Source organism: Trinickia sp. HAY1-2D, from assembly GCF_056754935.1.
In genome coordinates this window covers 1391945-1416785 of the sequence record NZ_JBPGWX010000002.1, presented here as the reverse complement: position 1 = coordinate 1416785, position 24841 = coordinate 1391945, and the positions used below count along the sequence as shown (strand labels likewise).

Genomic DNA, 24841 nt, shown 5'->3' with positions numbered 1-24841 from the left:
TGGCAATATTTAACCAAAAACGCAAGTAAACGTCGCATAAGCGCGACGACATAAAGGCCGTGCCGCCCTTCACTACGCTCAACGCGCTATGGCCGTCGAATGTAATCGACGAGCGCCAGGGTATGGGCGTCGGGTTTTCGGTCCAAAAGACTGACGCCGATCGTCGCGATAAACCCCGCCGGCACGCCGAACACGCCCGAGCTGATCGGCTGGATGCCGAACCAACGCGCCCCGGCCACGCCCGTCAGTTGGGCAAAATAGGGATGCGTCGACACGATGTAGTAAATGCAAACCGCAAGCCCCGCCATGATCCCGGCCACCGCGCCGCGTTTCGTCGCGCGCTTCCAGAAAACGCCGAGCACGAGTACGGGAAAGAAGCTCGACGCTGCGAGCGAAAACGCCGCCCCCACCAGAAAGAGGATGTTGCCCGTATTGAGCGACGCGACATACGACGCCAACAGCGCCACGCCCAGCAACAGAATTTTCGAAAGCGTCACACGCCGCTGCGTCGTCGCCGCCGGGTCGATCATGTAGTAGTAAAAATCGTGCGAGAGCGCATTCGCGATCGTCAGCAGCAGTCCGTCGGCCGTCGAAAGCGCCGCGGCCAGCGCGCCCGCCGCAACGAGGCCCGAAATCACATACGGCAAACCGGCAATTTCCGGGGCCGCCAGCACGACCATGTCCGGCTGCATGCGCACTTCGGACCAGCGCACAATGCCATCGCCATTCGTATCGGCAATGTTGATCATCGTCGGATCGACGCGATGCCATTGCACGACCCATGACGGCAGATCGGCAAATAACCGTCCAACCAGGTGAGTCATCACCTCGTGTTTGATCAGAACGGACAGCACCGGCACGCTCACATAAAAAAGCGCGATAAAAAAAAGCGTCCACCCGACAGAGCGGCGCGCCGACGCGACGGAGGTCGTGGTGTTGTAGCGAACCAGGATATGCGGCAGGCTCGCCGTGCCCAGCGAAAGACACAGTAGCAGCGAGAGGAAATTGCGCTGGTGGATGCGGCGCTCGTTTTCATTGGCGGCGGAAAACGGCTCCTGCATCGGCACCGGATCCGTTGCGCGCGCAAGCAAGTCGTTTCGTGCCCGGGTCCACATTGCGCGTGCCGCGGCCGGGTCGCGCGGAAAGGCGCCTAATGCCGCCTCGAGTTCGTGAATCTCGCGCAGTGGGCCGTTGCGCCGGCGCAGCGCGTCGAGTTCGCGCGCCAAGTTCGCCTTCCCGTCGAGATATGAGCCCGGTAAGGCGGCAATCTGCGCATCGATCTGCGCGGCGCGCTCTCGATACCACGCGCGAACGCTGCGTTCTTCGCGCGCGTCGCGCGCCTGCTGCTCGAGCGTCTGAATACGCTCCATCAGACGACCGTAGGTCAATTGCGGCACCGGCCCCAGTCCGTCCTTGAGCGCGATCATCGAGACGGGCACGAGCATCGCGCTGATCAGAATGACGTACTGTGCGACCTGAGTCCACGTGACGGCCCGCATGCCGCCGAGAAACGAGCACACGAGTATGCCGGCCAGTCCGCACGCGATGCCGATCGCAAAATCGACCCCGATGAAGCGCATGGCAATCAGCCCCACGCCTTGAATCTGGGCGACGAGGTAGACGAACGAGCAAAGAATCGCGGAGCCCGCTGCAAGCCCGCGCACGAGGTTGCTCGAATACCGCGTGCCGAGAAAATCGGGAATCGTGTAGCGCGCGAGCTTGCGCACGTAAGGCGCCAGCAGAAACGCCACGAGGCAAAACCCGCCGGTCCATCCCATCAGGTAGGCAAGACTGTCGTAGCCGGTCGCGTAAAGCGAGCCGGCCAGACCGATGAAGGATGCGGCCGAGAGCCAGTCGGCAGCCGTCGCCATGCCGTTGAAGAAGGCCGGCACACGGCGCCCGGCCACGTAGTACTCGACGACATCGGACGTGCGGCAAAGCAAGCCGATCACGGCATAGACGGCGATCGGCAGAAACAGAAACACGTAGCCCACCCATGGGCCCGCGCCTAGCGCACGCTCGATGCGCCACATCAAGTAGATGAAGACGAAGAAGCCGACCGTGTAAAACGCGTATGCCTTGCTCAGGCGACCGACGAGCTTCATGGCGTGCGGTCTCGCGCATCGTCGAGGGTCTCGGCCTCGATCGCTCGTCGCATCGTACGGTCGGCCATGCCCATCGCCACGATATAGACGACGATCAACGCCAGATAGATCACGATCGCGCCTTGCGCACCCAGATAGAAAGGCAGGCTGAAGCCGGCGAAGCGCAAACCCGCCAGCTCGCGCGCAAAAAGCGGTACGACGAACGATACGCTAAAGCCCATCGCCATCAGCACGGCGATGAGCGCGAGATTGAAGCGCCAATAGCGCCGATGCGCGCGTGCAAGCGCGCTCGACATCGATCGAGGCTCGACTGGCTCGGAAACAGCCGTTTCGGGAAGACGTGGCGCAACCATGCGCCTATGTATCAAAAAGGCGCGGCACGGGCAATCGGGATTGTCCGTGCCGCGCCCGGCATCTGCGTCAAACTGCCGCGGACCGCGGCACGATGACCACCTTCAACGCACCTCGGCGAGCTGTTCGAGAATGGCGGGGTTTTCGAGCGTGGAGACGTCCTGCGTGATCGCCTCGCCCTTGGCCAGCGAGCGCAGCAAGCGCCGCATGATCTTGCCCGAGCGCGTCTTCGGCAGGTTCTCCCCGAAACGGATCTCCTTGGGCTTGGCGATCGGGCCGATCTCCTTGCCCACCCACGCGCGCAGCTCGTTGGCCAGCTTCAAGGCCTCCTCGCCTTCAGGGCGCGTGCGCTTGAGCACCACGAACGCCACCACCGCTTCGCCCGTCGTGTCGTCCGGACGCCCCACCACCGCCGCTTCCGCCACCTGCGGATTGGCCACCAGCGCCGATTCGATCTCCATCGTCCCCAGCCGGTGCCCCGACACGTTCAGCACGTCGTCGATGCGGCCCATGATCGTGAAGTAGCCCGTCGCCTTGTCGCGCACCGACCCGTCGCCCGCCAGATACAGCCGCCCGCCCAGCTCCTCCGGAAAGTAGCTCTTCTTGTAGCGCTCCGGATCGCCCCAGATCGTGCGGATCATCGCCGGCCACGGCCGCTTGACCACCAGGATGCCGCCCTGCCCGTTCGGCACGTCCTGCCCCGTCTCGTCGACGATCGCCGCCATGATCCCCGGCAGCGGCAGCGTGCACGAGCCCGGCACCAGCGGCGTGGCGCCCGGCAGCGGCGTGATCATGTGCCCGCCCGTCTCCGTTTGCCACCACGTATCGACGATCGGACAGCGCGCAGCGCCCACGTTCTCGTAGTACCAGACCCACGCCTCGGGGTTGATCGGCTCTCCCACCGTGCCGATCACGCGCAGCGACGACAAGTCGTAGCGCTTCGGATGCACCGCCGCGTTGGCTTCGGCCAGCTTGATCAGCGAGCGGATCGCCGTGGGCGCCGTGTAGAAAATGCTGACCTTGTGCCGCGCGATCATGTCCCAGAACCGCCCGCCGTCCGGGTACGTCGGGATGCCTTCGAACATCACCTGCGTCGCGCCGCACGCCAGCGGCCCGTAGGCGATGTACGTGTGCCCCGTCACCCAGCCGATATCGGCCGTGCACCAGAACACGTCCTGCGGCTTCAGATCGAACGTCCACTTCATCGTCTGCGCGGCCCACAGCAAGTAGCCCCGGTGCTGTGCTGCACGCCCTTGGGCTTGCCCGTCGAGCCCGACGTGTACAGCACGAACAGCGGATGCTCCGCGCTCACCCACTCGGGCTCGCACGTGGGCGCCTCGCCCTGCGTGATCTCGTGCAGCCACAGATCGCGACCGGCCTGCCACTGCACCGCGCCGCCCGTGCGCCGGTACACGATCACGCTTTTCACCGCCTCGCATCCGCCCATCGCCAGCGCCTCGTCCGCGATGTTTTTCAGCGGCAGCGCCTTGCCCCCGCGCATCTGCTCGTCGGCCGTGATCAGCGCCACCGCGCCCACATCGACGAGCCGCTCGTTGAGCGACTTCGACGAGAACCCGCCGAACACCACCGAGTGCGTCGCACCGATGCGCGCGCACGCCTGCATCGCCACCACGCCTTCGACCGACATCGGCATGTAGATCACGACGCGATCGCCCTTTTCGATGCCGCGCGCCTTCAATGCGTTGGCCAACTGGCACACGCGCTGCAGCAGCTCCCGGTAGGTCACGTTCGTCACCGTACCGTCGTCGGCTTCGAACACGATCGCCGTTTTCTCCGCGTTGCCGAGCTCGATTTGCCGATCCAGGCAGTTGTACGACGCATTCAGCTCACCGTCTTCGTACCAGGTGTAAAACGGCGCATTCGATTCGTCGAGCACCTTCGTGAACGGCTTGTGCCACGACAACGTCTCGCGAGCGAGCTTCGCCCAGAATCCTTCGTAGTCGTGCTCCGCGTGCTCCATCAGCGCGCGGTACGCGTCCATTCCGGACACCGTCGCATTCGCCACCAATTCGGGGGGCGGCGCAAAGACGCGACTTTCATGAAGGACCGATTCAATCGCAGACATCGACAACTCCTAATCGACAAAATGAAATTTCCTATCCGCCGCCGGGGCGCCCGTCGTTCGAGCATTCGGTCGGGCAGCTTGCAAGCTGGCGCCGATGGATGCGGCACTGCAACATGAAGCGCATCCATCCCGGGTATCGCGTAACAATCCCGAGAATATTCCCTGCACCCGCCCGGCCGCAACTCGCGTGATACCTACCGGTCGCTCCGTCCTATACGCCGCGCTGGCGATCGAATACTGCCGGCGAGCAGATCCATGCGCACATCGCGCTTGCTTTACCGTGGCCCGGTCGCGCCCATACAATGCCAGCCTGACCCATGCCCCGAACCCCATGAATCGATACGCCTGGTTTCTCATTGCCGCCATGCTGCTCGTCGGCAGCAATGTCGGGATCGGCAAGTCGATCGTCGCTTTCGTCCCCGTCCCGCTTTTCGCCACGCTGCGTTTCGTCATCGCGCTCGCCGTACTTTGGCCGCTTTTGCGTGTGAGCAAAATGAAACGCGTCAAGCGCGACGAATGGTTCAATCTCTTCCTTCAAGCTCTTTTCGGTACGTTCGGCTTCACGCTGCTGATGCTGAGCGGAGTCGCGCGTACCAGCGCGGTGGCGGCCGGAGTCATCACCAGTACGATCCCTGCCGTGGTCGCCCTGTTCGCATGGCTTTTTCTGGGTGAAAGACCTACGGGCCGGGCCATCGTCTCGATCGCATTCGCCGTCGCCGGCATCGTCGTCATCAACCTCTCGCAAGTTGGCGCACACGCACCCGCGCGGCCCGTTGCGGCATCGCTGGCCGGCAACCTGATGGTGCTCGGCGCCGTTTGCTGCGAATCGCTGTACGTGATCTTGTCGCGCCGCCTCACGCAGACGTTGGCACCGATCGATATCTGCGCTTACACACACCTGTTCGGTTTCCTGCTCATGTTGCCGCTCGGCGCCAATACGCTCGCGCACTTCGATTACACGAGCGTGCCCAGCCACACCTGGGTACTCGTCGTCTGGTATGGGCTGTCCGCCAGCATCTTCTCGTTCTGGCTCTGGATGAAAGGCATCCGCCACGTTCACGGCAGCCTTGCGGGCGTCTTCAGCGCCGTACTGCCCATCGCGGCTGCCGCGTACGGCATCGTGTTTCTGGACGAACGCCCGACATTCGCGCACGGCATTGCTCTCGCGTGCGTCATCGCCGGCATTGCGCTGGCGAGCGTCGGCACGAAACGCACGCCGCCCGTCGCCTCCTGATCTGGCGTCGGCTCCGGCGGGCCGGGCGGGTGCCCGGCTCCGAGACGAACGGCCAATGCGCAGCGCGGTACAATAGCGCGATTTTTCGCGTTTTCCCGGCGGCCGGCGCGCCGCCTCGCCCCCACTGCATCCAAGCCATGACAGTCATCAAACAGGAAGACCTGATCCAGAGCATCGCCGATGCGCTGCAATACATCAGCTACTACCATCCGCTCGACTACATCCAGGCACTCGGTCGCGCGTATGAACTCGAAGCCAGCCCGGCGGCGAAAGACGCCATCGCGCAAATCCTGACCAACAGCCGCATGTGCGCGGAAGGCCGCCGGCCGATCTGCCAGGACACCGGCATCGTCACCGTCTTCGTGAAGGTCGGCATGGATGTGCGTTGGGGCAGCGAGAGCGGCCCGGCAACGATGGGTGTGACGGACATGATCAACGAAGGCGTGCGCCGCGGATATTTGAATCCCGACAATGTGCTGCGCGCCTCGATCGTCAATCCGCCGGAAGGCGCGCGCAAGAATACGAAGGACAACACGCCGGCCGTGATCCATTACGAGATCGTGCCCGGCAACACTGTCGATGTGCAGGTCGCGGCCAAAGGCGGCGGCTCGGAGAACAAATCGAAGTTCGCGATGCTCAATCCGTCCGATTCGATCGTCGACTGGGTGCTGAAGACGGTGCCGACGATGGGTGCCGGCTGGTGCCCCCCCGGCATGCTCGGGATCGGCATCGGCGGCACGGCCGAGAAAGCGATGGTAATGGCGAAGGAATCGCTGATGGATCCCATCGACATTCAGGAAATCATTGCGCGCGGCCCGCGTGACTGGATCGAAGAGCTACGCATCGAGCTGCACGAAAAGGTCAATGCCCTCGGCATCGGCGCGCAAGGCCTCGGCGGCCTTGCGACCGTGCTCGACGTCAAAATCATGGCCGCGCCAACGCATGCCGCCTCCAAGCCCATCGCCATCATCCCGAACTGCGCGGCCACCCGTCATGCGCACTTCACGCTCGATGGATCCGGCGCCGCGAAGCTCGAGGCGCCCCCGCTCGACGCCTGGCCGAAGGTTCAATGGGTGGCCGACACCGAGACGAGCAAACGCATCGACCTCAATACGCTCACGGCAGAAGAAGTCGCCAGCTGGAAGCCGGGGCAAACGCTGCTGCTGTCGGGCAAGATGCTCACCGGTCGCGATGCGGCGCACAAGCGCATTGCGGACATGCTGGCGAAAGGCGAAAAACTGCCGGTCGACTTCACGAATCGCGTGATCTACTACGTCGGGCCCGTCGATCCCGTCCGCGACGAAGTGGTCGGCCCGGCCGGCCCGACCACGGCCACGCGCATGGATAAGTTCACCGAGACGATGCTGTCGCAAACGGGTCTCATCTCGATGATCGGCAAGGCCGAGCGCGGCCCGGTCGCGATCGAGGCGATCAAGAAGCACAAGGCGGCTTATCTGATGGCAGTCGGCGGGGCGGCCTATCTGGTGTCGAAGGCCATTCGCGGCGCGAAGGTGCTGGCGTTCGAAGACCTCGGCATGGAAGCCATCTACGAATTCGATGTGACGGACATGCCGGTGACGGTGGCGGTCGACTCCACGGGTACCTCGGTGCATGAAACCGGCCCGAAGGAGTGGCGAGCCAAGATCGGTAAGCTGCCCGTGGTGCCGGCTTAAGGCGACGACCTGGCCGCGGCGTCTCGCGTGCGAAAGCCGGGCCGTCGCGCCCGGCTTTTTCACGGCGGCACGCCGAACATCGTCCGATCGGCCAACGCTCGCGCACGCGGCTTGGCATTTCGGACAGCAGCGTTTATCGTTCGCAAACAGATGCCTCACGACAAAGGAAGATCATGCAAGGCGACAAGCAAGTCCTCGACTATTTGAACCGCCAACTGACCAACGAGCTGACGGCAATCAATCAATATTTCCTGCACGCCCGCATGTACAAGCACTGGGGGCTCGAAAAGCTGGGCAAGCACGAATACGATGAATCCATCGGCGAGATGAAGCACGCCGACATGCTCATCGAACGCATCTTCATGCTCGACGGATTACCGAACCTGCAGGATCTGCACAAGCTGCTCATCGGCGAGGAAACGCGCGAGATTCTCGAGTGCGATCTGAAGCTCGAGCAAGGGTCGCAGGCGACTTGCAAGGAAGCCATCGCCTACTGCGAATCGGTTCGCGACTACGTCTCGCGCTCCATCTTCGAAAAAATCCTCGACGATACGGAAGAACATATCGATTGGCTCGAGACGCAACTCGATCTCATCGATAAACTCGGCATTCAGAATTATCAACAGTCGGCAATGGGTTCGATCGAATCCTGATCGAGCAGTAGCCGGACTACGCGATCGTCACTTCGTCACTTCGTCACCTCTCATGACGACAACCCCAACTTCGTTCGAAAGCGGCCCGGCGGGCACCGTTCCCGATCTGGCCGCCGCACCCGTCGGAATCTTCGATTCCGGCCTCGGCGGTCTTTCCGTGCTGCGGGCCGTTCGTACCGTGCTACCCGGCGAGTCCCTCCTCTACGTGGCCGACTCCCGTCACGCCCCCTATGGAGAGCGCGACCACGCCTATATCGTCGAGCGCACGCTCGCCATGGGGGACTGGATCGTTTCGCAAGGTACGAAAGCGCTCGTTGTCGCTTGCAACACGGCGACGGCCGAGTCGATCGCCGCGCTGCGCGAGCGGCTGCCCATTCCCGTCGTAGGCGTCGAGCCCGGCATCAAACCGGCGGCCGCGCAGTCGAAGACGCGCGTGGCCGGGGTCCTGGCCACGTACGTCACGCTGAAAAGCGAGCGATTTCGCCAACTGGTGGAGCGCCACGCGGCCGATTGCCGCTTCATCTGCCAACCGGGCCACGGCCTCGTGGAGGCGATCGAACGCTGCGACATCGATTCGCCGGCGCTCTCGCGGCTCCTCGAGGGTTACATCGGGCCCATGCTGGAAGCGGGCGCCGATACGCTCGTCCTCGGTTGCACCCATTACCCGTTCCTCGATACGGCCATCCGCCGAATCGTGGGAGACCGGTTGACGCTCATCGACACGAGCGTTGCCATCGCCAGACAGCTCGAACGCATCCTCGATACTCACGGGTTGCGTGCTGCACCAGGCACCGCACCCGCGGCGCCGCGCCTCTGCTCCACGAGCGACGGAGCCCATCTGCGGCAGCTGGCCCAGGCTCTCTTGAACCTCGATCTGCCGGTGGAACAGTTGCAGCCCGTTGGCGCGCCCGGGTCCGAACGCGGCGTGGCCGGACACGCTCCCAGGGCGGCATAACAGCAAAACCGTTCACACCGGCCCGCCCTTCCTGCCCCAATAAAGGGGCAGCACATCCTTCCCCGATAAAAAAACAACGCGCAGGCTTGCAAAGCGTTGCGAACGAAATGATAATAGTTCGCATTAACGTTCTCTACTGCACGAGCCATGATTGTCTGCGTCTGCAAGTCCGTTTCGGACCGGAAGATTCGCGCCGCCATCGCGGAAGGTGTCGATTCGTTCGACGAACTGCAATTCGAGTTCGGCGTCGCCACGTGCTGCGGCAAGTGCGAGGAATCGGTGCGAGACGTCATGGCACAGTGCGGGGTGTGTGAGACGCGCTGCGGCGTGCAGCGCCCGGCGCACGCCCATCCGATGGAAGTCACTTTTTACGATCGCAAAGCTGCTTGAGCATTGCGCAGTTTGCTTTCGCTGTTTATCTTTTCGTTCGGCGCGCCAGTTTCGTCACCCGCCAGCAGCCGCTCGTGTTCGTCGGAGGACTTCGAGATGGAATTGCTTATCGGTTTCGCCATGGCGCTGGGTATCTCCCTCCTGATTTTTCGCGCATGAAGTGCCAGCCATTGGGTCGCGCGCGCCATGAAGTCGGCGCACTGCCGTATTGATGATGGGCGCGCCATTGAACGTCCCGGCCTCGACGGCATCGGCGCTGCCGCCAGCGGCGCGCATGCGCGCAGTGTCGACCGTGGCCGCGGTTGCCATCATCCACGTCGTGTTGATCGCCCTGATCATGCGTGCGAGCGAGCGTACGGCCCCGCCCGTCGCGATCGAATCTCCCGTCATCCGCGCACAATTGCTGAGCCCCGAACCGGCGCCAGCCGCCCCAAGCGCATTACGGTCGAGCCCCGCGCCCGCTCCGGCACCCCAACCCGTCGTGAAAAAGCACATCGAGCCGCGCGTGCAGCCGCCAGCGCCTGTGCGCACGGTGTCGCCGCGCGTTCCCGACCATCCAGCGGCGCCCGCGCCATCAGCCGCGTCACAGAACAAGCCCGAGCCGGCTGCGGTCGTCGCGGCTCCCAATGCGAACGAGGCGGCCAGCCATCCGGCTCAGCCCGCGCCGGCCGCCACAGGGCGCGAAACGCTCGCGATGAGCGCGCCCAAAGACGTACGTCACGTGGACTGCAACATCGTCAAACCGGACTACCCCGCGTTATCGCGTCGCCGGGGGAAGCCGGCACGGCGGACGTGAATTTCGTGATCGGCCTCACGGGTACGATCGAAAACATCGAACTTGCCAAGAGCAGCGGCTACCCGCGGCTCGACGAAGCGGCGCTTGCTGCGATGCGCGCGAGTTCTTGCCGTCCTTATACGGAAAATGGCTCGCCGGTCCGCGTGGCCTATACGAAACCGTTCATATTCGCGTTCGGCGATTGACGTCACCGAGAAAAGAGGAAATCAATGCAGAGCTACGGTGTAGCCCATGTCTGGGCACAGGGCGATTTCGTCACGCGCGCGATTGCGATCGCGTTACTGGCAATGTCGTTGATGTCGTGGAGCGTGATCATCGCGAAGGGATGGAGCGCGCTCCGGCTGCGCCGCCTGACGAAGCATGCCGAGCGCGATTTCTGGCATTCCGGTGATTTCACGAGCGGCATCGAGAAGCTTGGCGCATCGGCGCGCGCCGCCCACGACAACCCTTTCCTTGCGCTCGCGCTGTCGGGCCAGGAAGCCGCCGATCACCACAAGCGAACGCAGCCCCATTTGCACGATCAACTCGACGTTTCCGAATGGATCTCGCGGTGCTTGAAGGACACGATGGACAATCGTGTCGGGCATCTGCAGAGCGGCCTCGGCGTGCTCGCGTCGATCGGATCGACTGCGCCGTTCGTCGGGCTCTTCGGTACCGTGTGGGGCATTCATCGTGCGCTGATCTCCCTCGGTGCGAGCGGCGCGGCATCGATCGATCAGATCGCCGGCCCGATCGGTGAAGCGCTCGTCATGACGGCGTTCGGGCTGATCGTTGCGATTCCGGCCGTGCTCGGTTACAACGCGCTCACCCGCTCGAACAAGGCGATCGTCGGAGGTCTGCGTCGGTTTGCCCACGGCCTGCACGCGTATTTCGTGACAGGGACGCGGCTATCGTCGACGGGGACGGGAAGCCTGCGCCTCGCGACGCGCGCGAACTGATCACGGGACGGGCAATGGCCATGCAAGCCTTCGATGTCGATGACGACGACGATCTGATGAACGAGATCAATATGACACCGTTTATCGATGTCATGCTCGTACTGCTCATCGTGTTCCTCGTAGCCGTTCCCGCGATTCATCGCGCAATCGCGGTCGATCTTCCTCAAGCCGGGGAAGCGCGCCGGCTCCCCGTCCCGCCCATGTGAGCGTCAGCGTGCGCGCCGACGGCGCCCTCTTCTGGAACAACGAGCCCGTTGCGCCGGACGCGCTGTTGCAACGAGTTCGGAAGACGGCCGAGGCCGATCCACAAACGGAGTTGCATCTCGAAGCCGATCGGAAGGTTCCGTATGAGCGGGTCGCCGAAGTCATGTCGATGGCGCAAGCGGGCGGGTTGACGAGAATCGGTTTCGTCACGGCACCCAAGCCGAACGGCGCCCATTAAGCACGCATTCCGCGCTCAATAAAAAAGGCCCTCATCATGCGACGAGGGCCCTTTTTTTCATGCGCACACGGCGCCTTCGGGCGGCGCGCTCGCTCGCCATCGGGGTAGCGGGAGCACGCAAATGCGACAGCCGTGATCGTCACGGACAGCGCGTTTCAGCCCTATTCGGCTTGCTATGAGAGAAGCCGCCATATTCCGCACTGGACCGCCAGCGCGAACGGGATTCCACTATAGGCCTCCCTGCGGGGCGGTTCAAGCGAACCACCATAGAAACTACTGATCGTCGCCGGCGCTTCAATGACAAAAGCGATGTTCCCGCCTCATGGCGCCACCATCGACGCTTGCCGTTGCGCCGCGCGGACTTGCTCTTTTGTAGGGCATTCGCCCGGATGTTCGGCCCGATCGATGACCTCGACGAGATAATCGACGAAGGCCCGCACCGCCGGAATCATGCCCTGTCGCGAGACGAACACCGCGAAAAGTTGCGGCGCCGGCAACGTCCACCCCGGCATCACGGGCGAAAGCTGTCCCGTTCGCATGGCGGCGCCGTACATCATGACAGGCAACGCAGCGATACCGACACCGGCCAGCACTGCGTCACGAATCGTCGTGAGATCGGCCGTCACCACGCGCGGCTCATGCTCGTGCGCGTGCCGCTTGCCATCGGGTGAAATCAGATTGAACACGTGGCGCCCGTCCCCGCTCGGGGTATCGAGCGTTTCGAAGCGTGCCAGATCGGCCGGAACAACGGGCGGCGCATGCTGGCTCAGCAGGCTCGGGGCTCCCACGAGCATCTGCTCGGTGCGCCAGAGCGGTCGCGCGACGATGTTGGCGTTGTCGGGCGGCTCCGAACGTACGCGCAGTGCCACATCGATGGAGTCCTCGTAAAGATCCATCACCCGATTGGTCACACGGATCGATAGCCGAATTTCCGGATATCGCAGCAGGAACTCAGGAAGGACGTCCGACAGCAGCGTCTGCGAGACCGTCACGGGAACGCTCACACGTACGGTACCGCGCGGCGAGGACCGCAACTCCTGGACCGCATCCATTGCGGCTTGCGCTTGCGTCAGCATCTCTCGGCAATGCTGGTAAAAGAGTTGCCCCGCTTCGGTCAGTGCAAGCTTGCGTGTCGAGCGCTGCAGTAACCGCACACCCACCGCCGATTCCAATTCCGCCACTCTGCGCGACAGGCGTGATTTCGAAATACCGAGCACACGCTCAGCCGCGGAGAAACCACCGTGTTCGACGACGCGCGCGAAATACATCAGGTCGTTCAGGTTGTGCGAATCGAGCTGCATCTGATTGTTCCATCAATGGGACGGTCCATTGCCCTGGAGGTGGCTGGAATGGCGGGTGCCGGTCCATATAATAAGCCCACACAATCAAACCGCGATGCCCGAGAGGGATCGCCGAGGTCACTCCACATGTCAGCCACTCGCAGCATCAGATATACGCTCCCGGCCGTCCGCACGACGGAAGGCGGCGGGTTTGTCGTCCATCGTCCGTTCCCTACCCGCATGCTGATGGACTTCGATCCATTTTTGCTGCTCGACGAGATGGGGCCCACCGACTACGCGCCCGGCGCGGCCAAGGGCGCGCCCGACCACCCGCACCGCGGCTTCGAAACGGTGACCTACCTGCTCGAGGGCCGTTTCAGCCACAAGGATTCGGCCGGGCACGCCGGTGTACTGAAGCCGGGCGACGTTCAGTGGATGACGGCCGGCGCGGGGGTCGTTCACAGCGAGATGCCCGATGCGGCCTTCGCCGCCGGTGGCGGCCGCGTACACGGGCTCCAACTCTGGGTCAATCTACCGCGCAAGGACAAGATGATCGCGCCGCGCTACCAGGAAGTCCCTTCGGAGCAGATTCCGATAGCGACTTCGCAAGACGGTAAGGTACGAGTCAAAGTGATCGCGGGCGAAGCGTTCGGCGTGCGGGCAACCATCGAAACGCGCACCCCGATCCTGTATCAGCACTTTTCGCTGCAGCCTGGCGCCTCGGTCGTCCATCCGGTGCCGGAAGGGTTCCGCGTATTTGCCTATGGGCTCTCCGGTGTGGGGCAGTTCGGTCCGACGGGGCAAGCCGTGCGCGCGCAGCATATGGTCGTATTCGGCGACGACGGCGACAGCGTGACGCTGAGCGCCGGCGACGAGCCGCTGGAGGTGCTGCTCATCGGCGGCGCACCGCTCAACGAGCCGATCGTGCGGCACGGTCCGTTCGTGATGAATACAGAGGAGGAAATCAGAGAGGCTGTCGTCGACTATCAGACGGGCCGCATGGGCCAGATCGCCCACTGATTCCCGGCTCCGGGCATCGCCATGCGCGCGATGTCTCTCGCGCAGGCGGCGATGAATTGCGTCACAATAGTCGTTCGTGCGGCTGACCGTCTGCGCGCCAGCCGTACGACGGCTATCGGCGCCGCAACGTCGAGCCCGCCCTTGAACCCGGAGCCCAGGCATGAGCGAACGCGTCGTCCACGCAAAGATCGGTCCTACCCCCTATCAAGTTCTGTTCGATGACGGTGTCCATCTCTGGCATGCCGACGAACCCGCCGCGCTCGGCGGCGGCGATCGAGCACCCACCCCAGTCTCGCTGCTGCTGTCCGGTCTAGGCGCATGCACTTCGATCACGCTGAAGATGTATGCCCAGCGCAAACAGTGGCCGCTGGAAGATGTGCACGTCACGCTCTCGCTCGGGCCCACCGAAGAAGGTACGACGATCAATCGCACGATCGTTCTCACGGGGCCGCTGTCCGACGAGCAACGCGAACGGCTTCTGCAAATCGCCAACGCCTGCCCCGTTCACAAAATCCTCACGCGTCCGATCAACATCAATACCGGCCTTGCCGCGGTGCCCCCGTCGACCGTGGATGCCACCGGAGCATGAACGCCTGAAGCGAAGGACCCGTCTTGAATTTCGAACACCTCATCCAGATCAACAACCCACTCAATCCGCTCGTCGAGCAGCTGACGCGCGAGCAGCTTTGGGAGGGGCTCGTGTTGCGTGCTGAGCAACCGCAACTGTTCGTGATCGGATTGGATAGCTGCACGATCCTCTCACGAACGGACCTGACGCTCGAACGCGAACTCCACTACGGCTCCGCCACGGTTCGAGACCGCGTCACGCTGACGCCGAACGAAAGTGTGCGGTACGACATTCTCCCGACGCAGGCACATGTGGGCGGCTCGCTTACGATGACGATCGAGCAACCGAACGCATCCCAGCTCTTTCTGCGTTTTCAGTACGAGACGACCCTCCCTACCGCTGACACCGAAGACGCAAGGCAAACGACGGAAATCGTGAAATCGGCATATCGGGAATCCGATATTGACACCGTGCGCCTCATTCGCCAGTACGCCAGCAACCCGAAAGAACCGCGCGCCTTGCATTAACGGCAAGCCACGCGTGGGGTAAGCGAACGGCATCGATACGCCGCTATCGGTGCCGTATCTTGATGAAAATCTTTTTTGTAATTAATAATGATTCTCATTTATACTTTGCTTCATCGAATCGAGACATTGATGCGCAGATGAGTGAATTCAACCGCCCGACAACCCTGACTTTGCGACGCGCTATGCCAACCGCCTCACGTCACAGCCGAAACGAACGGACCGGTCCGGCTTCTGGTCCGCGCACGGCTTCAGCAAGCGATGGGGGCGGCAGCGAACGTCGCGAGCAGCGCGTGGTGCGCAGCGAAACGCTGCTTCAGGGAGGAACTCATGTGCTGATCGCCCATAACGGCGAAACGTACCAGCTGCGCGCAACGCGCCTGGGCAAGCTGATCCTGACGAAGTAAGACCGTGTATTGTGGGGACCACCTCCCAAGAGGTGTTGGGCAGTAGCCAGCCGCGACGGAATTGCACGCGAGTCTAGACCCCTTCGTGCAACCACTTTTTGCAACCGCCGCAGCCAGCCATGCCGTTTTTTTATGCGCCGTTACGCTGCTCCAGCTCGACTAGCGAGCGAAACCCCAGAACATCAACCACCAGGCGCTATCGGCGACGGCAAGCGCCGCAATGTACGGCAGCATTGCCGCTCCACGCGCAAGGAAAGTGGTCGCATAACGGCTGATCACGCGCCAGCCGAGCCATGCACTCCATAGATTCGCGATAGCAAGCACGGCGATTCTGACGCCTGGCGCCCACTCGAGCGGAATGTGCTCCGCGCGCAGCAGCGAAAGCGTCGTAGCGGACAATCCCAGAAAAACGCCGGCGCCTGCAACGGGGATCAGCGCCTGCGTCAGATGATGCAGCCGCTTGAAATCGAACCGGTCCAGCGCGCGCGTAGCAAGCGACAAACAGGCGAGCAGCACGGTGCCATAGACGGCGGCAGTCGCCAGAATGTAGCCGACGATGAGCGCGCCATCGAGCCACGAGAAAACATCGTTTTGTTCAGGGTAGTGAGTCAGCAGGAACCACGGTGCACTCGTGTCGAGCGGCCAGGTGATATCGTGATCGATCAGCCACATGGCAAGCGACTGCTTGATCTGCACGAACCACGGGCTGACCGTCCAGTGAAACGCGCCGATGGCGATCCCGAGCAGGCCATAGAGAATCAGCGCGGTATCCCAGCCGCTCGCGGCATCACGCCCCAACTCCACGACCTCCTGCGACGGCGAACGCCATGACAGCGCAATCGCGTCGCGATGCCCGCTGCACCGACCGCACATATGGCATGCGGCACCGCCTTTCATATTGCGCAAGGGAACGAGCGGCGCGCAATTGATCGGAATCACGCGGTGACCGTGCTCGCCGGCTTTATATGAACGCCGCCACGCGTCTTCATTGACCTTGTAATGAAACGGCGCGAGGCGCGCAAGCAAGGCAAATACACCGTTGACCGGGCACAGGTACCGGCACCAGACACGCTTTTCCCGGCCATAGAGCAAACCGATCGCGATTGCCGCCACCGTCGAGCCGCCCAGTACGAGCAAAACCGCTCGCGGGTACTGATAGACGCTCACCATCTGTCCGTAGATCGTGGTGAGCCCAAACGCGACAAATGGCCAGCCACCCCAGCGCATCCAATGTGGAATGGCGCGTCCTCGCCCATGTTTGCTCGCGAATTCCGCCAGTGCGCCTTCGGGGCAGAGCACGCCACACCAGAAGCGGCCGAGCATCACCATCGAAAGCAAAACGAACGGCCACCAGATCCCCCAGAAGACGAACTGGGCGGCAAGCGTCAAATTGGTCCAGAGATGAGCAGTGTTGTCGGGCAGCGGCATGCAGGCTGGCACGACAATGAGGAATGCATAGATCGATACGACAACCCATTGCACCGCACGAATGACCGCACCATGACGCTGCATCCATGCGCCAACTTGCGCGAGCCGACTCGAACCCGACATCGTGACCGCGGGGCTGCTCATACCGGGCGGCCCGCTGTAGTTGCAGGCATGCGGCTCGCGCGGCGCGCAAGCCAACCGACGACCGCCCAATATAAAACGTAGGCGACGAGATTGGTCAACGAAGGATGAGCCCGGTAGCCCGTCAATGCGGCGACGAGCGAGCCGACCGTGCTTGAATCGTCGATCAAAGCCGACGTGTTCCACAGTTGCGCGATACCGAGCGGCAATATCTCCTTGTCGATCAACTTATCGACACCGGTCTGCAGCAAGCCCGCACCGAGCAGCAGCAACATGATCTCGGTAACACGGAAAAAATGCCGCCACGAGAAGAACCGGCCGCCCAATTGCAGGCAGTAGAACGTGAGAAACGCCAGTGCGAGACCGAGCACGATCGCGAGCACATCGGCGCCGCCGACATGTCCGGACTGCCCGAATCCCAGGCCGTAAAGAAAGATGACCGTTTCGCTGCCTTCGCGGGCAATGGCGAGCGCGACGAGGATCGCGATACCCCAGCCGTTGCCGTCGCGCGTATGCGTCTGCAGCGAGCGCTCCATGTCGCGCTTCAACGTGCGCCCGTGCCGCTTCATCCAAAGCACCATCTGCACGATCAGCACGCAGGCGACGAGTACCATGCCCGTCTGGAAGTAATCAGCCGCATCGCCCGAGAGGAATTCGCTGAATCCGACGAGCGCAGCACCCAGCGCGACAGCCGCCAGCACCCCCACGCCGACGCCGGCCCAGAGAAACGGCAAAGACCGCCGCGCGGACATATCGCCGTTTTTCAGCCACGCATAGAGGATACCGACGACGAGCAACGCCTCGACGCTTTCCCGCCATACGACGAACAATACCTGCCCCATCCGAACTTCTCCGGCACGCGGCAAACGCGGGTTGCGTCCACCGCGCGCAATGCTCGACTCATCCCACTACTTTGCGACGATCACACCGTGCGCGCTCTGATGGAAATCGTCGAAGAACTTGTACTCCCCGGGCGTCAGCGGCGCGATCACGACGAACGAATCCGCGCCCGGTGCGAGCACCTTTTCCTTGCGCAACTGCACGCTCTCGAACTCGACAGCGCCTTTGCCTGTGTTCCGGATTTCGATCTTGATGCGCTTGCCCGCCGGCACCTCGATACGCGCCGGCTCGACTTTGCCGTCCGCCATGTCGAGCTTGAATGTCGGCAAGTCTTCCGCATGGACCGAGGCGCCGGCCAGCCCGAGAACGACGCTGGCGAGCCATAGGCTGAGACGATGAAATTTCATACGTGCAATCCTTCGTCAACGGATCAATATCCGCCCTTCTTGCCGATACCGGCGAATGGGAAGTCGTATTCGATCGTAATGGGCTTGAACCAGGGGCCGACACCGGTTTCCTTGTCCACATGCCGGCCGAATGCCATATGGCCCGTTTGCATCGGTGGATTGACCACGAGCTTCAGGTGATACTTGCCCGGGCCGGCGAGCTTGACGTTATCGCCATAATGCGGACCGTCATCGGCCACCATCGGCATGAGGTCGCCCGTCTGCTTGTAGCTCGCCCCTGCTTTCGTGAGTTCGTACTTGACCTGCAGGTAGGGCATCCAATCCCCTTCGGCAAAGCCCGTGGGGTTGTTCTTCACAGCGTGGATGTCCGCCTCGAGATGGACGTCAGAATCGGACGCCTTGCGCATCATCCCTTCCGGATCCATCGTGATCGGCTGCAAATAGACGGCGCCGATCTCCATTCCCCCTCGATCTTTTGTTTGCCGATCGGGTATTCGGCGGCCGACGCCACCGTGGCGACCATCGCGGCAGCCACGATCAGGCCCCCGCGCATCCAGGAAGAACGCTGCATTTACACTCCTTCGAAAGACGACCGCGGGCCATTCCGCCCGCGCTGAACTGTGACTCGACGTAATCCGATCGCCGTTCGCATTGCGAAAAGTAACGCGAATGCGAACGATTATCAATTGCGCATAAGTCTAGCATCGTTCCGTCGGACAAACAAACAAAAGAACGACGGCGAAACGTCTCAGTCGCCGCCGACGATGGAGTCCCCGACGTTCGCGCCGAATACGCGGGCGCGGAGCACCGCGAGTTGATCGCGCGCCTGCGCCGCCTTTTCGAATTCGAGATTCTTGGCGTGCTCCATCATCTGCTTCTCGAGCCGTTTGATTTCCTTGGCCAACTGCTTTTCCGACATATCCTCGAACTTCGCGCGCTGCTGCATTTCCTTGAGTTCGGCACGCGCGTCGTCGGCGTTGTAGACGCCATCGATGATGTCCTTGATCCGCTTGACCACTCCGCGCGGCGTGATCCCCATGCGTTCGTTGTGCGCGAGTTGCTTCGCGCGCCGACGCTCGGTTTCGTCGATCGCGCGGCGCATGGAATCCGTGATGCGGTCCGCGTAGAGAATCGCACAGCCGTTGACATTGCGTGCCGCCCGCCCGATCGTCTGGATCAGCGAACGCTCGGCACGCAGAAAGCCTTCCTTGTCCGCATCGAGAATGGCGACGAGCGACACTTCGGGAATGTCGAGCCCCTCGCGCAGCAAATTGATGCCGACGAGGACGTCGAAGGTCCCAAGTCGCAGGTCGCGGATGATTTCGACGCGCTCGACCGTATCGATATCGCTGTGCAGGTAGCGGACTTTCACGCCATGGTCGGCCAGAAACTCGGTCAACTGCTCGGCCATCCGTTTGGTCAGCACGGTGACGAGCACGCGTTCGTTCACCGCGACCCGGACATTGATCTCCGAGAGCACGTCATCGACCTGCGTGCGTGCGGGGCGCACCTGCACCGCCGGGTCGACGAGCCCCGTGGGCCGCACGACCTGCTCGACGACCTGCCCGGACGTTTTCCTCTCGTATTCCGCGGGCGTTGCGGTCACGAACATCGCCTGGCGCATCTTGCGCTCGAATTCGGGGAACTTGAGCGGACGATTGTCGAGCGCCGACGGCAAGCGAAAACCGTAATCGACGAGGTTTTCCTTTCGAGCGCGGTCGCCGTTGTACATCCCGTTCAACTGACCGATCAACACGTGCGATTCGTCGAGAAACATCAGCGCGTCCGACGGGAGATAGTCGACGAGCGTCGGAGGCGGCTCGCCCGGCGCCGCGCCCGAGAAATGCCGCGTATAGTTTTCGATGCCCTTGCAAAAACCGAGCTCCTGCAGCATTTCCAGGTCGAAACGCGTGCGCTGCTCGAGCCGCTGCGCTTCGACGAGCTTGCCTTCGCGATGGAAGAATTCGAGCCGCTCGCGCAGCTCCGCCTTGATCGTCTCCACTGCGCGCATGACGGTCTCGCGCGGCGTCACATAATGCGAGGACGGATAGACGGTAAAGCGCGGGATCTTCTGGCGCACGCGTCCCGTGAGCGGATCGAACAGATGCAGCGATTCGACCTCGTCGTCGAAAAGCTCGATGCGTACTGCCATCTCGGCGTGCTCAGCCGGAAAGACGTCGATGGTGTCGCCCCGTACGCGAAACGCGCCCCGCTGGAAGTCCGCCTCGTTACGGCTGTACTGCATCGCGATCAGCCGCGCGATCACGTCGCGCTGGCCGATCTTGTCGCCCGTGCGCAGTGTCAGGATCATCCGGTGGTATTCGCTCGGATTGCCGATACCGTAGATGGCCGAGACAGTCGCGACGATCACGACATCGCGACGTTCCATCAGGCTCTTGGTGGCCGACAGCCGCATCTGCTCGATGTGTTCGTTGATCGACGAATCCTTTTCGATGAAAAGGTCTCGCTGCGGCACATACGCTTCCGGCTGGTAGTAGTCGTAGTAAGAGACGAAGTACTCCACCGCGTTGCGCGGAAAGAACTCACGAAACTCCGAATACAGCTGCGCGGCAAGCGTCTTGTTGGGCGCGAAGACGATGGCGGGCCGGCCGAGCCGCGCAATCGTGTTGGCCATCGTAAAGGTCTTGCCCGAGCCCGTCACGCCCAGCAACGTCTGATACGACAGGCCGTCGTGGATGCCCTCGACGAGCAAGCGGATCGCCTCCGGCTGGTCGCCGGCCGGCGGATACGGTTGATACAGGTGGAACGGGGAGCCCTCGAACTCGATGAATTTCGATTCGTCGAGTGCATCGGCGGCATGAGGCTGATGTTCGGACATGAGGGAAAAAGGGGCATCGTTCGCCGAAGAAAAAAGCTATTTTAGCGTTTTACGGATAGGCAAGCAGCGGAGCGACCCGACGAGCGCGATATACGCGAAAACGAACGCCCGTCCGGCGAAACGCCGCATGCCCGGGCACAAAAGGCTCCGACGCCGGCCCCGGATTCGTTACAATTACGATCTTCAGCGCTCGCCGTCGGTTCAAGCTCCTGGCCCGTACTCCCGGGCCAACTGCTGCCGGCATGCACGAAGCCGCCGCTTTTCTACTCAGCCGATACAGACCATGTCACTCTTTTCCGCTGTCGAACTGGCCCCCCGCGATCCGATTCTCGGCCTCAACGAAGCCTTCAACGCCGATCCGCGCCCGACGAAGGTCAACCTGGGCGTCGGTGTCTATACCAACGAAGAAGGCAAGATTCCGCTTTTGCGCGCGGTGCGCGAGGCTGAAAAAGTGCGCGTCGAAGCCGCGCTGCCGCGCGGCTACCTGCCGATCGACGGCATCGCCGTCTATGACGCAGCGGTGCAAAAGCTGCTTCTCGGCGAAAGCTCGCCGCTCATCGCGGCCGGGCGCGTCGTGACGGTACAGGCACTCGGCGGTACGGGCGCATTGAAGATCGGTGCGGATTTCCTGAAGCGCGTGGAACCGAACGCGAAGGTCGCCATCAGCGATCCGAGCTGGGAGAATCACCGTGCCCTCTTCGAAAGCGCTGGCTTCGAGGTCGTCGCGTATCCGTACTACGACGCCGCAACACACGGCGTGAATTTTCCGGCGATGCTCGATGCGCTCAACAGCTACCCGGCAGGCACGATCGTCGTGCTGCATGCCTGCTGCCACAATCCGACCGGCGTCGATCTCAGCGAAGCACAGTGGAAGCAGGTCGTCGAAGTCGTGAAAGCACGCGGGCTCGTACCGTTTCTCGACATCGCGTATCAAGGCTTCGGTGACGGCATCCAGGAAGACGCATTCGCCGTGCGCCTGTTCGCCGAGGCTGAGCTCAACGCATTCGTTTCGTCGTCTTTCTCGAAGTCGTTTTCGCTTTACGGCGAGCGCGTCGGTGCGCTGTCGGTCATCACCACGGGCAAGGACGAGGCTGCGCGCGTATTGTCGCAATTGAAGCGCGTGATTCGCACGAACTACTCGAATCCGCCGACGCATGGCGGCTCCATCGTCGCGAGCGTGCTGGCCACGCCAGCGTTGCGGGCCACGTGGGAAACGGAACTGGGCGAGATGCGCGATCGCATCCGCGCCATGCGCACCGGACTCGTCGAACGCCTGAAGGCTGCCGGGGTCGCGCGAGACTTCGGCTTCGTCAATGCGCAACGCGGCATGTTCTCGTATTCGGGACTCAATGCGGCTCAGGTGGATCGTCTGCGCGAAGAGTTCGGCATCTATGCGGTTGGCACGGGCCGCATCTGCGTCGCCGCCCTCAATATGCGCAACATCGATACGGTGGCAAATGCCATCGCTCATGTGTTGAAGTAATCCAAGCGCTGCCGGCCGCGCCATCCGCGGACGGCCCAGCGCCCGCTTCACTGAACGGCACGCTCGCTGCGTGCCGTTTTTTATTGAACGAGAGCGCCGAACCGGCTACCCGCTCTCCCAGGGACGGCTTGGGAGGCACGGCTCACCGCGAGTCGCGGTGGATGTCGTGTGTGACGAAGCCCGCGTCGTTCTGGGGCATTTCCAGCCATCCGGGCTGCGCCAGGCTCGCGCGCATATCCTGCAAGCCGCTTTCCCAGTGGAGCCGCATCGTCGAGAGCCCGAACTGATAGTCCTTGTAGTTGCCCTCGAATTCCTTGTCGCGATAGACGAGCTGAAATACGTTATAGCGACGCGAAGTCGCAAGCTCCTCGGCAAGCTTGCACCAAGGATCGTCCCGATGCTCGGGCGATACGCGCGCGAGTACTTCGCGCAGCACATGCCTGAACCGCTGCGAGTGCTGCAGCATATCCGTGACGAGCCTCGTGCGGCTCGAATACTGAATATCCTTGATGCGGCTCTGAACATCGGTGAGCGTATTCGGCGCAGGGCCGCGCGCGCTCCATAGATCAACCTGGAATGCAAGCGTGTCGCGGCGCGGCGTTGTCTGGACGACCTCCGAAAGCGGCGTATTCGACATCAGACCGCCATCCCAGTAAAACTCTCCGTCGATCTCCGTGGCGGCAAAACCGGGCGGCAGCGATGCCGATGCCATGAAGTGTTCGGCCCGCAGCTTCGTATGCTGATTGTCGAAATAGGCGAAGTTACCGGTCTGGACGTTGACAGCCGCCACCGAGACGCGCGTCTCGCCAGAATTGATCCTGTCGAAATCGCACAAACGCTCCAGTGTTGCTTTCAGCGGAGCGGTGTCGTACCAGCTTGCCGTATCGGGCGTGCCGACCGAAAACGGCAACGGCGGCGGCACACGCGGAACGAAAAACCCCTTTTGCCCGTCAACGAGCGCGCTGGCCGCCTGCATGGCGGTGAATGCGGTCCGCACCACCTCTGTCGAATCGAAGAATGCCTGTTCGACCGCGGGCGGCAGCGGCAACCCGTAAGCCGGTTGGCAAATGGTTTCCCAGAATTCTCGCAAGCGCGCGACCCGACGCTCGGGTGCGTTGCCGGCAAGGATCGCGGTGTTGATCGCCCCGATCGAAATGCCGGCTACCCAATTCGGGACGATCCCGGCTTCGTGCAGCGCCTCGTAGACGCCAGCCTGATAAGCGCCGAGCGCACCGCCACCTTGCAAAACCAGCGCGATCGTCTCGTAGGGCGGCAACGCAATGCGTGGCCGTTCGGCTGTTTCCTGCTCCCGTGCGCGCGCATGTCCCTCTCGGGACGGAGATTGCGTCTGCGCGTGCAACGGCTGAGCGTTGTGCTCCGCCATCGTGGCTCCTTTTTTTCAGTGCATGTGCCAACCGTGGCTGAGAACGATCGATTGCCCCGTCAGGACCGCATTGGGGAACGCTGCAAGGAACAATGCGGTTTGCGCGACGTCCTCGACCGTCGTGAAAACGCCGTCCACGGTCTGCCCCAGCATGACCCGCTTGACGACCTCCTCCTCGCTGATCCCGAGCTCCTTCGCTTGCTCGGGAATCTGCTTGTCGACGAGCGGCGTACGCACGAAGCCAGGACAAATCACATGCGAGCGCACGTTGTGCGGGGCGCCTTCTTTCGCCAGCACGCGCGCCAGTCCGAGCAAGGCATGCTTGGCGGCGACGTAAGCCGATTTCAGCGGCGAAGCCTCGTGCGAATGGACCGAGCCCATGTAGATGACCACACCGCCGCGATTGTCGCGATACATATGCTTGAGGGCCGCTTTCGTTGTCAGGAATGCGCCGTCCACGTGGATCGCCTGCATTTTCTTCCAATCGGCGAACGAGTAGCTTTCGATTGGGTTGACGATCTGGATGCCGGCGTTCGACACCAGAATATCGACCGAACCGAACCGCTCGGCCACTGCATCGATGCCCTGGGTGACAGCGGCTTCGTCGGTCACGTCCATCGCAAGCGCAAGCGCTTTGCCGCCGGCTTTTTCGATCTCCTCCACCACGGCCTGCGCCCCGGCGATGTTCAAATCGGCAATGCCGACGGCTGCTCCATTCGCAGCGAACGTCAGCGCGATGCTTTTGCCAATGCCGCTTGCCGCGCCTGTCACGACCGCGGCCTTACCGCTCAAATTGCTATTCAACGAGGACATTCAGATCTCCATCGACTCGAGCACAATGACACCATGACGCACGATGCGGGACAACCTGGCCGAATGGCATATGCCGTCCGCTCG

General features: G+C 62.5%; 22 protein-coding genes and 3 pseudogenes. 14 read left to right on the top strand and 11 right to left on the bottom strand.

What is annotated here, in order from left to right; genetic code table 11:
- Positions 1-86: 86 nt before the first annotated feature.
- The 3 genes and pseudogenes from ACR9ZC_RS13575 to acs all read right to left on the bottom strand — a co-directional run bounded on the left by ACR9ZC_RS13575 (position 87) and on the right by acs (position 4542).
- Positions 87-2105 carry a sodium:solute symporter family protein gene (locus ACR9ZC_RS13575; protein ID WP_481580667.1) on the bottom strand — a complete coding sequence of 673 codons (2019 nt, stop codon included), beginning with the start codon at positions 2103-2105 and terminating at the stop codon, positions 87-89.
- A complete protein-coding gene (locus tag ACR9ZC_RS13570) occupies positions 2102-2458 on the bottom strand; it encodes a DUF4212 domain-containing protein (protein ID WP_481580666.1) in 357 nt (118 codons plus the stop codon). Before ACR9ZC_RS13570 ends, ACR9ZC_RS13575 begins: the two co-directional genes overlap by 4 nt.
- Positions 2459-2560: 102 nt before the next feature.
- Positions 2561-4542, bottom strand: a pseudogene (gene acs, locus ACR9ZC_RS13565) (acetate--CoA ligase).
- A gap of 331 nt (positions 4543-4873) precedes the next feature.
- Between acs and ACR9ZC_RS13560 the strand changes: the two are divergent.
- The 9 genes and pseudogenes from ACR9ZC_RS13560 to ACR9ZC_RS13520 all read left to right on the top strand — a co-directional run bounded on the left by ACR9ZC_RS13560 (position 4874) and on the right by ACR9ZC_RS13520 (position 11623).
- On the top strand, positions 4874-5776 hold the full coding sequence (locus ACR9ZC_RS13560; protein ID WP_481580665.1) for a DMT family transporter: 903 nt from the start codon (positions 4874-4876) through the stop codon (positions 5774-5776).
- A gap of 137 nt (positions 5777-5913) precedes the next feature.
- The gene (locus tag ACR9ZC_RS13555; protein WP_481580664.1) at positions 5914-7449 is read left to right on the top strand and encodes a fumarate hydratase; all 1536 of its coding nucleotides are present in this window, start codon (positions 5914-5916) and stop codon (positions 7447-7449) included.
- A 173-nt stretch (positions 7450-7622) separates the two neighbouring features.
- Positions 7623-8102: a bacterioferritin gene (gene bfr / locus ACR9ZC_RS13550; protein ID WP_173258965.1), complete on the top strand. Its 480-nt coding sequence runs from the start codon at positions 7623-7625 to the stop codon at positions 8100-8102.
- Between the two features lie 52 nt (positions 8103-8154).
- The gene (gene murI, locus ACR9ZC_RS13545) at positions 8155-9057 is read left to right on the top strand and encodes a glutamate racemase (RefSeq protein WP_481580663.1); all 903 of its coding nucleotides are present in this window, start codon (positions 8155-8157) and stop codon (positions 9055-9057) included.
- 147 nt (positions 9058-9204) lie between these two features.
- Positions 9205-9447 carry a (2Fe-2S)-binding protein gene (locus ACR9ZC_RS13540; protein ID WP_173258962.1) on the top strand — a complete coding sequence of 81 codons (243 nt, stop codon included), beginning with the start codon at positions 9205-9207 and terminating at the stop codon, positions 9445-9447.
- Positions 9448-9673: 226 nt separating this feature from the next.
- Entirely contained in the window at positions 9674-10243 is a 570-nt protein-coding gene (locus ACR9ZC_RS13535; protein WP_481580662.1) for an energy transducer TonB, read from the top strand.
- Entirely contained in the window at positions 10240-10428 is a 189-nt protein-coding gene (locus tag ACR9ZC_RS13530; RefSeq protein WP_481580661.1) for an energy transducer TonB, read from the top strand. Before ACR9ZC_RS13535 ends, ACR9ZC_RS13530 begins: the two co-directional genes overlap by 4 nt.
- Positions 10429-10452: 24 nt before the next feature.
- Positions 10453-11181, top strand: a complete 729-nt coding sequence (locus tag ACR9ZC_RS13525; RefSeq protein ID WP_481580660.1) for a MotA/TolQ/ExbB proton channel family protein — start codon at positions 10453-10455, stop codon at positions 11179-11181.
- A gap of 14 nt (positions 11182-11195) precedes the next feature.
- Positions 11196-11623, top strand: a pseudogene (locus ACR9ZC_RS13520) (ExbD/TolR family protein).
- Positions 11624-11943: 320 nt separating this feature from the next.
- Here the strand turns inward: ACR9ZC_RS13520 and ACR9ZC_RS13515 are convergent.
- Positions 11944-12924, bottom strand: coding sequence for a LysR family transcriptional regulator (locus tag ACR9ZC_RS13515; protein WP_481580659.1), 981 nt, complete (start codon positions 12922-12924; stop codon positions 11944-11946).
- 126 nt (positions 12925-13050) lie between these two features.
- On the opposite strand from ACR9ZC_RS13515, the gene ACR9ZC_RS13510 reads away from it, so the two are divergent.
- The 4 genes from ACR9ZC_RS13510 to hemP all read left to right on the top strand — a co-directional run bounded on the left by ACR9ZC_RS13510 (position 13051) and on the right by hemP (position 15422).
- On the top strand, positions 13051-13923 hold the full coding sequence (locus tag ACR9ZC_RS13510) for a pirin family protein (RefSeq protein WP_481580658.1): 873 nt from the start codon (positions 13051-13053) through the stop codon (positions 13921-13923).
- Between the two features lie 160 nt (positions 13924-14083).
- Complete coding sequence (locus tag ACR9ZC_RS13505) at positions 14084-14512, top strand: OsmC family protein (protein ID WP_481580657.1); 429 nt, start codon at positions 14084-14086, stop codon at positions 14510-14512.
- 23 nt (positions 14513-14535) lie between these two features.
- On the top strand, positions 14536-15018 hold the full coding sequence (locus ACR9ZC_RS13500; RefSeq protein WP_481580656.1) for an SRPBCC family protein: 483 nt from the start codon (positions 14536-14538) through the stop codon (positions 15016-15018).
- 137 nt (positions 15019-15155) lie between these two features.
- The gene (gene hemP, locus ACR9ZC_RS13495; RefSeq protein WP_481582666.1) at positions 15156-15422 is read left to right on the top strand and encodes a hemin uptake protein HemP; all 267 of its coding nucleotides are present in this window, start codon (positions 15156-15158) and stop codon (positions 15420-15422) included.
- Between the two features lie 159 nt (positions 15423-15581).
- Here the strand turns inward: hemP and ACR9ZC_RS13490 are convergent, their stop codons facing one another.
- From ACR9ZC_RS13490 to uvrB, 5 genes and pseudogenes are all read right to left on the bottom strand, one after another.
- Entirely contained in the window at positions 15582-16973 is a 1392-nt protein-coding gene (locus ACR9ZC_RS13490; RefSeq protein WP_481582665.1) for a 4Fe-4S binding protein, read from the bottom strand.
- Positions 16974-16990: 17 nt separating this feature from the next.
- Entirely contained in the window at positions 16991-17833 is an 843-nt protein-coding gene (locus ACR9ZC_RS13485) for an FTR1 family iron permease (RefSeq protein ID WP_173258947.1), read from the bottom strand.
- Between the two features lie 66 nt (positions 17834-17899).
- On the bottom strand, positions 17900-18238 hold the full coding sequence (locus tag ACR9ZC_RS13480; RefSeq protein ID WP_481580655.1) for a cupredoxin domain-containing protein: 339 nt from the start codon (positions 18236-18238) through the stop codon (positions 17900-17902).
- Between the two features lie 23 nt (positions 18239-18261).
- A pseudogene (locus ACR9ZC_RS13475) lies at positions 18262-18809 on the bottom strand (iron transporter).
- Positions 18810-18986: 177 nt separating this feature from the next.
- On the bottom strand, positions 18987-21077 hold the full coding sequence (uvrB, locus tag ACR9ZC_RS13470) for an excinuclease ABC subunit UvrB (protein WP_481580654.1): 2091 nt from the start codon (positions 21075-21077) through the stop codon (positions 18987-18989).
- 283 nt (positions 21078-21360) lie between these two features.
- Here uvrB and ACR9ZC_RS13465 point away from each other — a divergent pair, with 283 nt between their 5' ends.
- Positions 21361-22560 carry an amino acid aminotransferase gene (locus ACR9ZC_RS13465; protein ID WP_481580653.1) on the top strand — a complete coding sequence of 400 codons (1200 nt, stop codon included), beginning with the start codon at positions 21361-21363 and terminating at the stop codon, positions 22558-22560.
- Between the two features lie 142 nt (positions 22561-22702).
- On the opposite strand, the gene ACR9ZC_RS13460 is transcribed toward ACR9ZC_RS13465, so the two are convergent.
- Together ACR9ZC_RS13460 and ACR9ZC_RS13455 are read right to left on the bottom strand one after the other, a co-directional pair.
- Positions 22703-23944: a DUF3734 domain-containing protein gene (locus ACR9ZC_RS13460; protein WP_481580652.1), complete on the bottom strand. Its 1242-nt coding sequence runs from the start codon at positions 23942-23944 to the stop codon at positions 22703-22705.
- 15 nt (positions 23945-23959) lie between these two features.
- Positions 23960-24757, bottom strand: coding sequence for a 3-hydroxybutyrate dehydrogenase (locus ACR9ZC_RS13455; protein ID WP_331572446.1), 798 nt, complete (start codon positions 24755-24757; stop codon positions 23960-23962).
- Between the last annotated feature and the right edge of the window lie 84 nt (positions 24758-24841).

What these genes read in the sequence shown, in the direction of transcription:
- ACR9ZC_RS13575 (WP_481580667.1), bottom strand. Translation starts at nt 2,105, where the DNA reads ATGAAGCTCGTCGGTCGCCTGAGCAAGGCATACGCGTTTTACACGGTC.
- ACR9ZC_RS13570 (WP_481580666.1), bottom strand. Translation starts at nt 2,458, where the DNA reads ATGGTTGCGCCACGTCTTCCCGAAACGGCTGTTTCCGAGCCAGTCGAG.
- ACR9ZC_RS13560 (WP_481580665.1), top strand. Translation starts at nt 4,874, where the DNA reads ATGAATCGATACGCCTGGTTTCTCATTGCCGCCATGCTGCTCGTCGGC.
- ACR9ZC_RS13555 (WP_481580664.1), top strand. Translation starts at nt 5,914, where the DNA reads ATGACAGTCATCAAACAGGAAGACCTGATCCAGAGCATCGCCGATGCG.
- bfr (WP_173258965.1), top strand. Translation starts at nt 7,623, where the DNA reads ATGCAAGGCGACAAGCAAGTCCTCGACTATTTGAACCGCCAACTGACC.
- murI (WP_481580663.1), top strand. Translation starts at nt 8,155, where the DNA reads ATGACGACAACCCCAACTTCGTTCGAAAGCGGCCCGGCGGGCACCGTT.
- ACR9ZC_RS13540 (WP_173258962.1), top strand. Translation starts at nt 9,205, where the DNA reads ATGATTGTCTGCGTCTGCAAGTCCGTTTCGGACCGGAAGATTCGCGCC.
- ACR9ZC_RS13525 (WP_481580660.1), top strand. Translation starts at nt 10,453, where the DNA reads ATGCAGAGCTACGGTGTAGCCCATGTCTGGGCACAGGGCGATTTCGTC.
- ACR9ZC_RS13515 (WP_481580659.1), bottom strand. Translation starts at nt 12,924, where the DNA reads ATGCAGCTCGATTCGCACAACCTGAACGACCTGATGTATTTCGCGCGC.
- ACR9ZC_RS13510 (WP_481580658.1), top strand. Translation starts at nt 13,051, where the DNA reads ATGTCAGCCACTCGCAGCATCAGATATACGCTCCCGGCCGTCCGCACG.
- ACR9ZC_RS13505 (WP_481580657.1), top strand. Translation starts at nt 14,084, where the DNA reads ATGAGCGAACGCGTCGTCCACGCAAAGATCGGTCCTACCCCCTATCAA.
- hemP (WP_481582666.1), top strand. Translation starts at nt 15,156, where the DNA reads ATGAGTGAATTCAACCGCCCGACAACCCTGACTTTGCGACGCGCTATG.
- ACR9ZC_RS13490 (WP_481582665.1), bottom strand. Translation starts at nt 16,973, where the DNA reads ATGTCGGGTTCGAGTCGGCTCGCGCAAGTTGGCGCATGGATGCAGCGT.
- ACR9ZC_RS13485 (WP_173258947.1), bottom strand. Translation starts at nt 17,833, where the DNA reads ATGGGGCAGGTATTGTTCGTCGTATGGCGGGAAAGCGTCGAGGCGTTG.
- ACR9ZC_RS13480 (WP_481580655.1), bottom strand. Translation starts at nt 18,238, where the DNA reads ATGAAATTTCATCGTCTCAGCCTATGGCTCGCCAGCGTCGTTCTCGGG.
- uvrB (WP_481580654.1), bottom strand. Translation starts at nt 21,077, where the DNA reads ATGTCCGAACATCAGCCTCATGCCGCCGATGCACTCGACGAATCGAAA.
- ACR9ZC_RS13465 (WP_481580653.1), top strand. Translation starts at nt 21,361, where the DNA reads ATGTCACTCTTTTCCGCTGTCGAACTGGCCCCCCGCGATCCGATTCTC.
- ACR9ZC_RS13460 (WP_481580652.1), bottom strand. Translation starts at nt 23,944, where the DNA reads ATGGCGGAGCACAACGCTCAGCCGTTGCACGCGCAGACGCAATCTCCG.
- ACR9ZC_RS13455 (WP_331572446.1), bottom strand. Translation starts at nt 24,757, where the DNA reads ATGTCCTCGTTGAATAGCAATTTGAGCGGTAAGGCCGCGGTCGTGACA.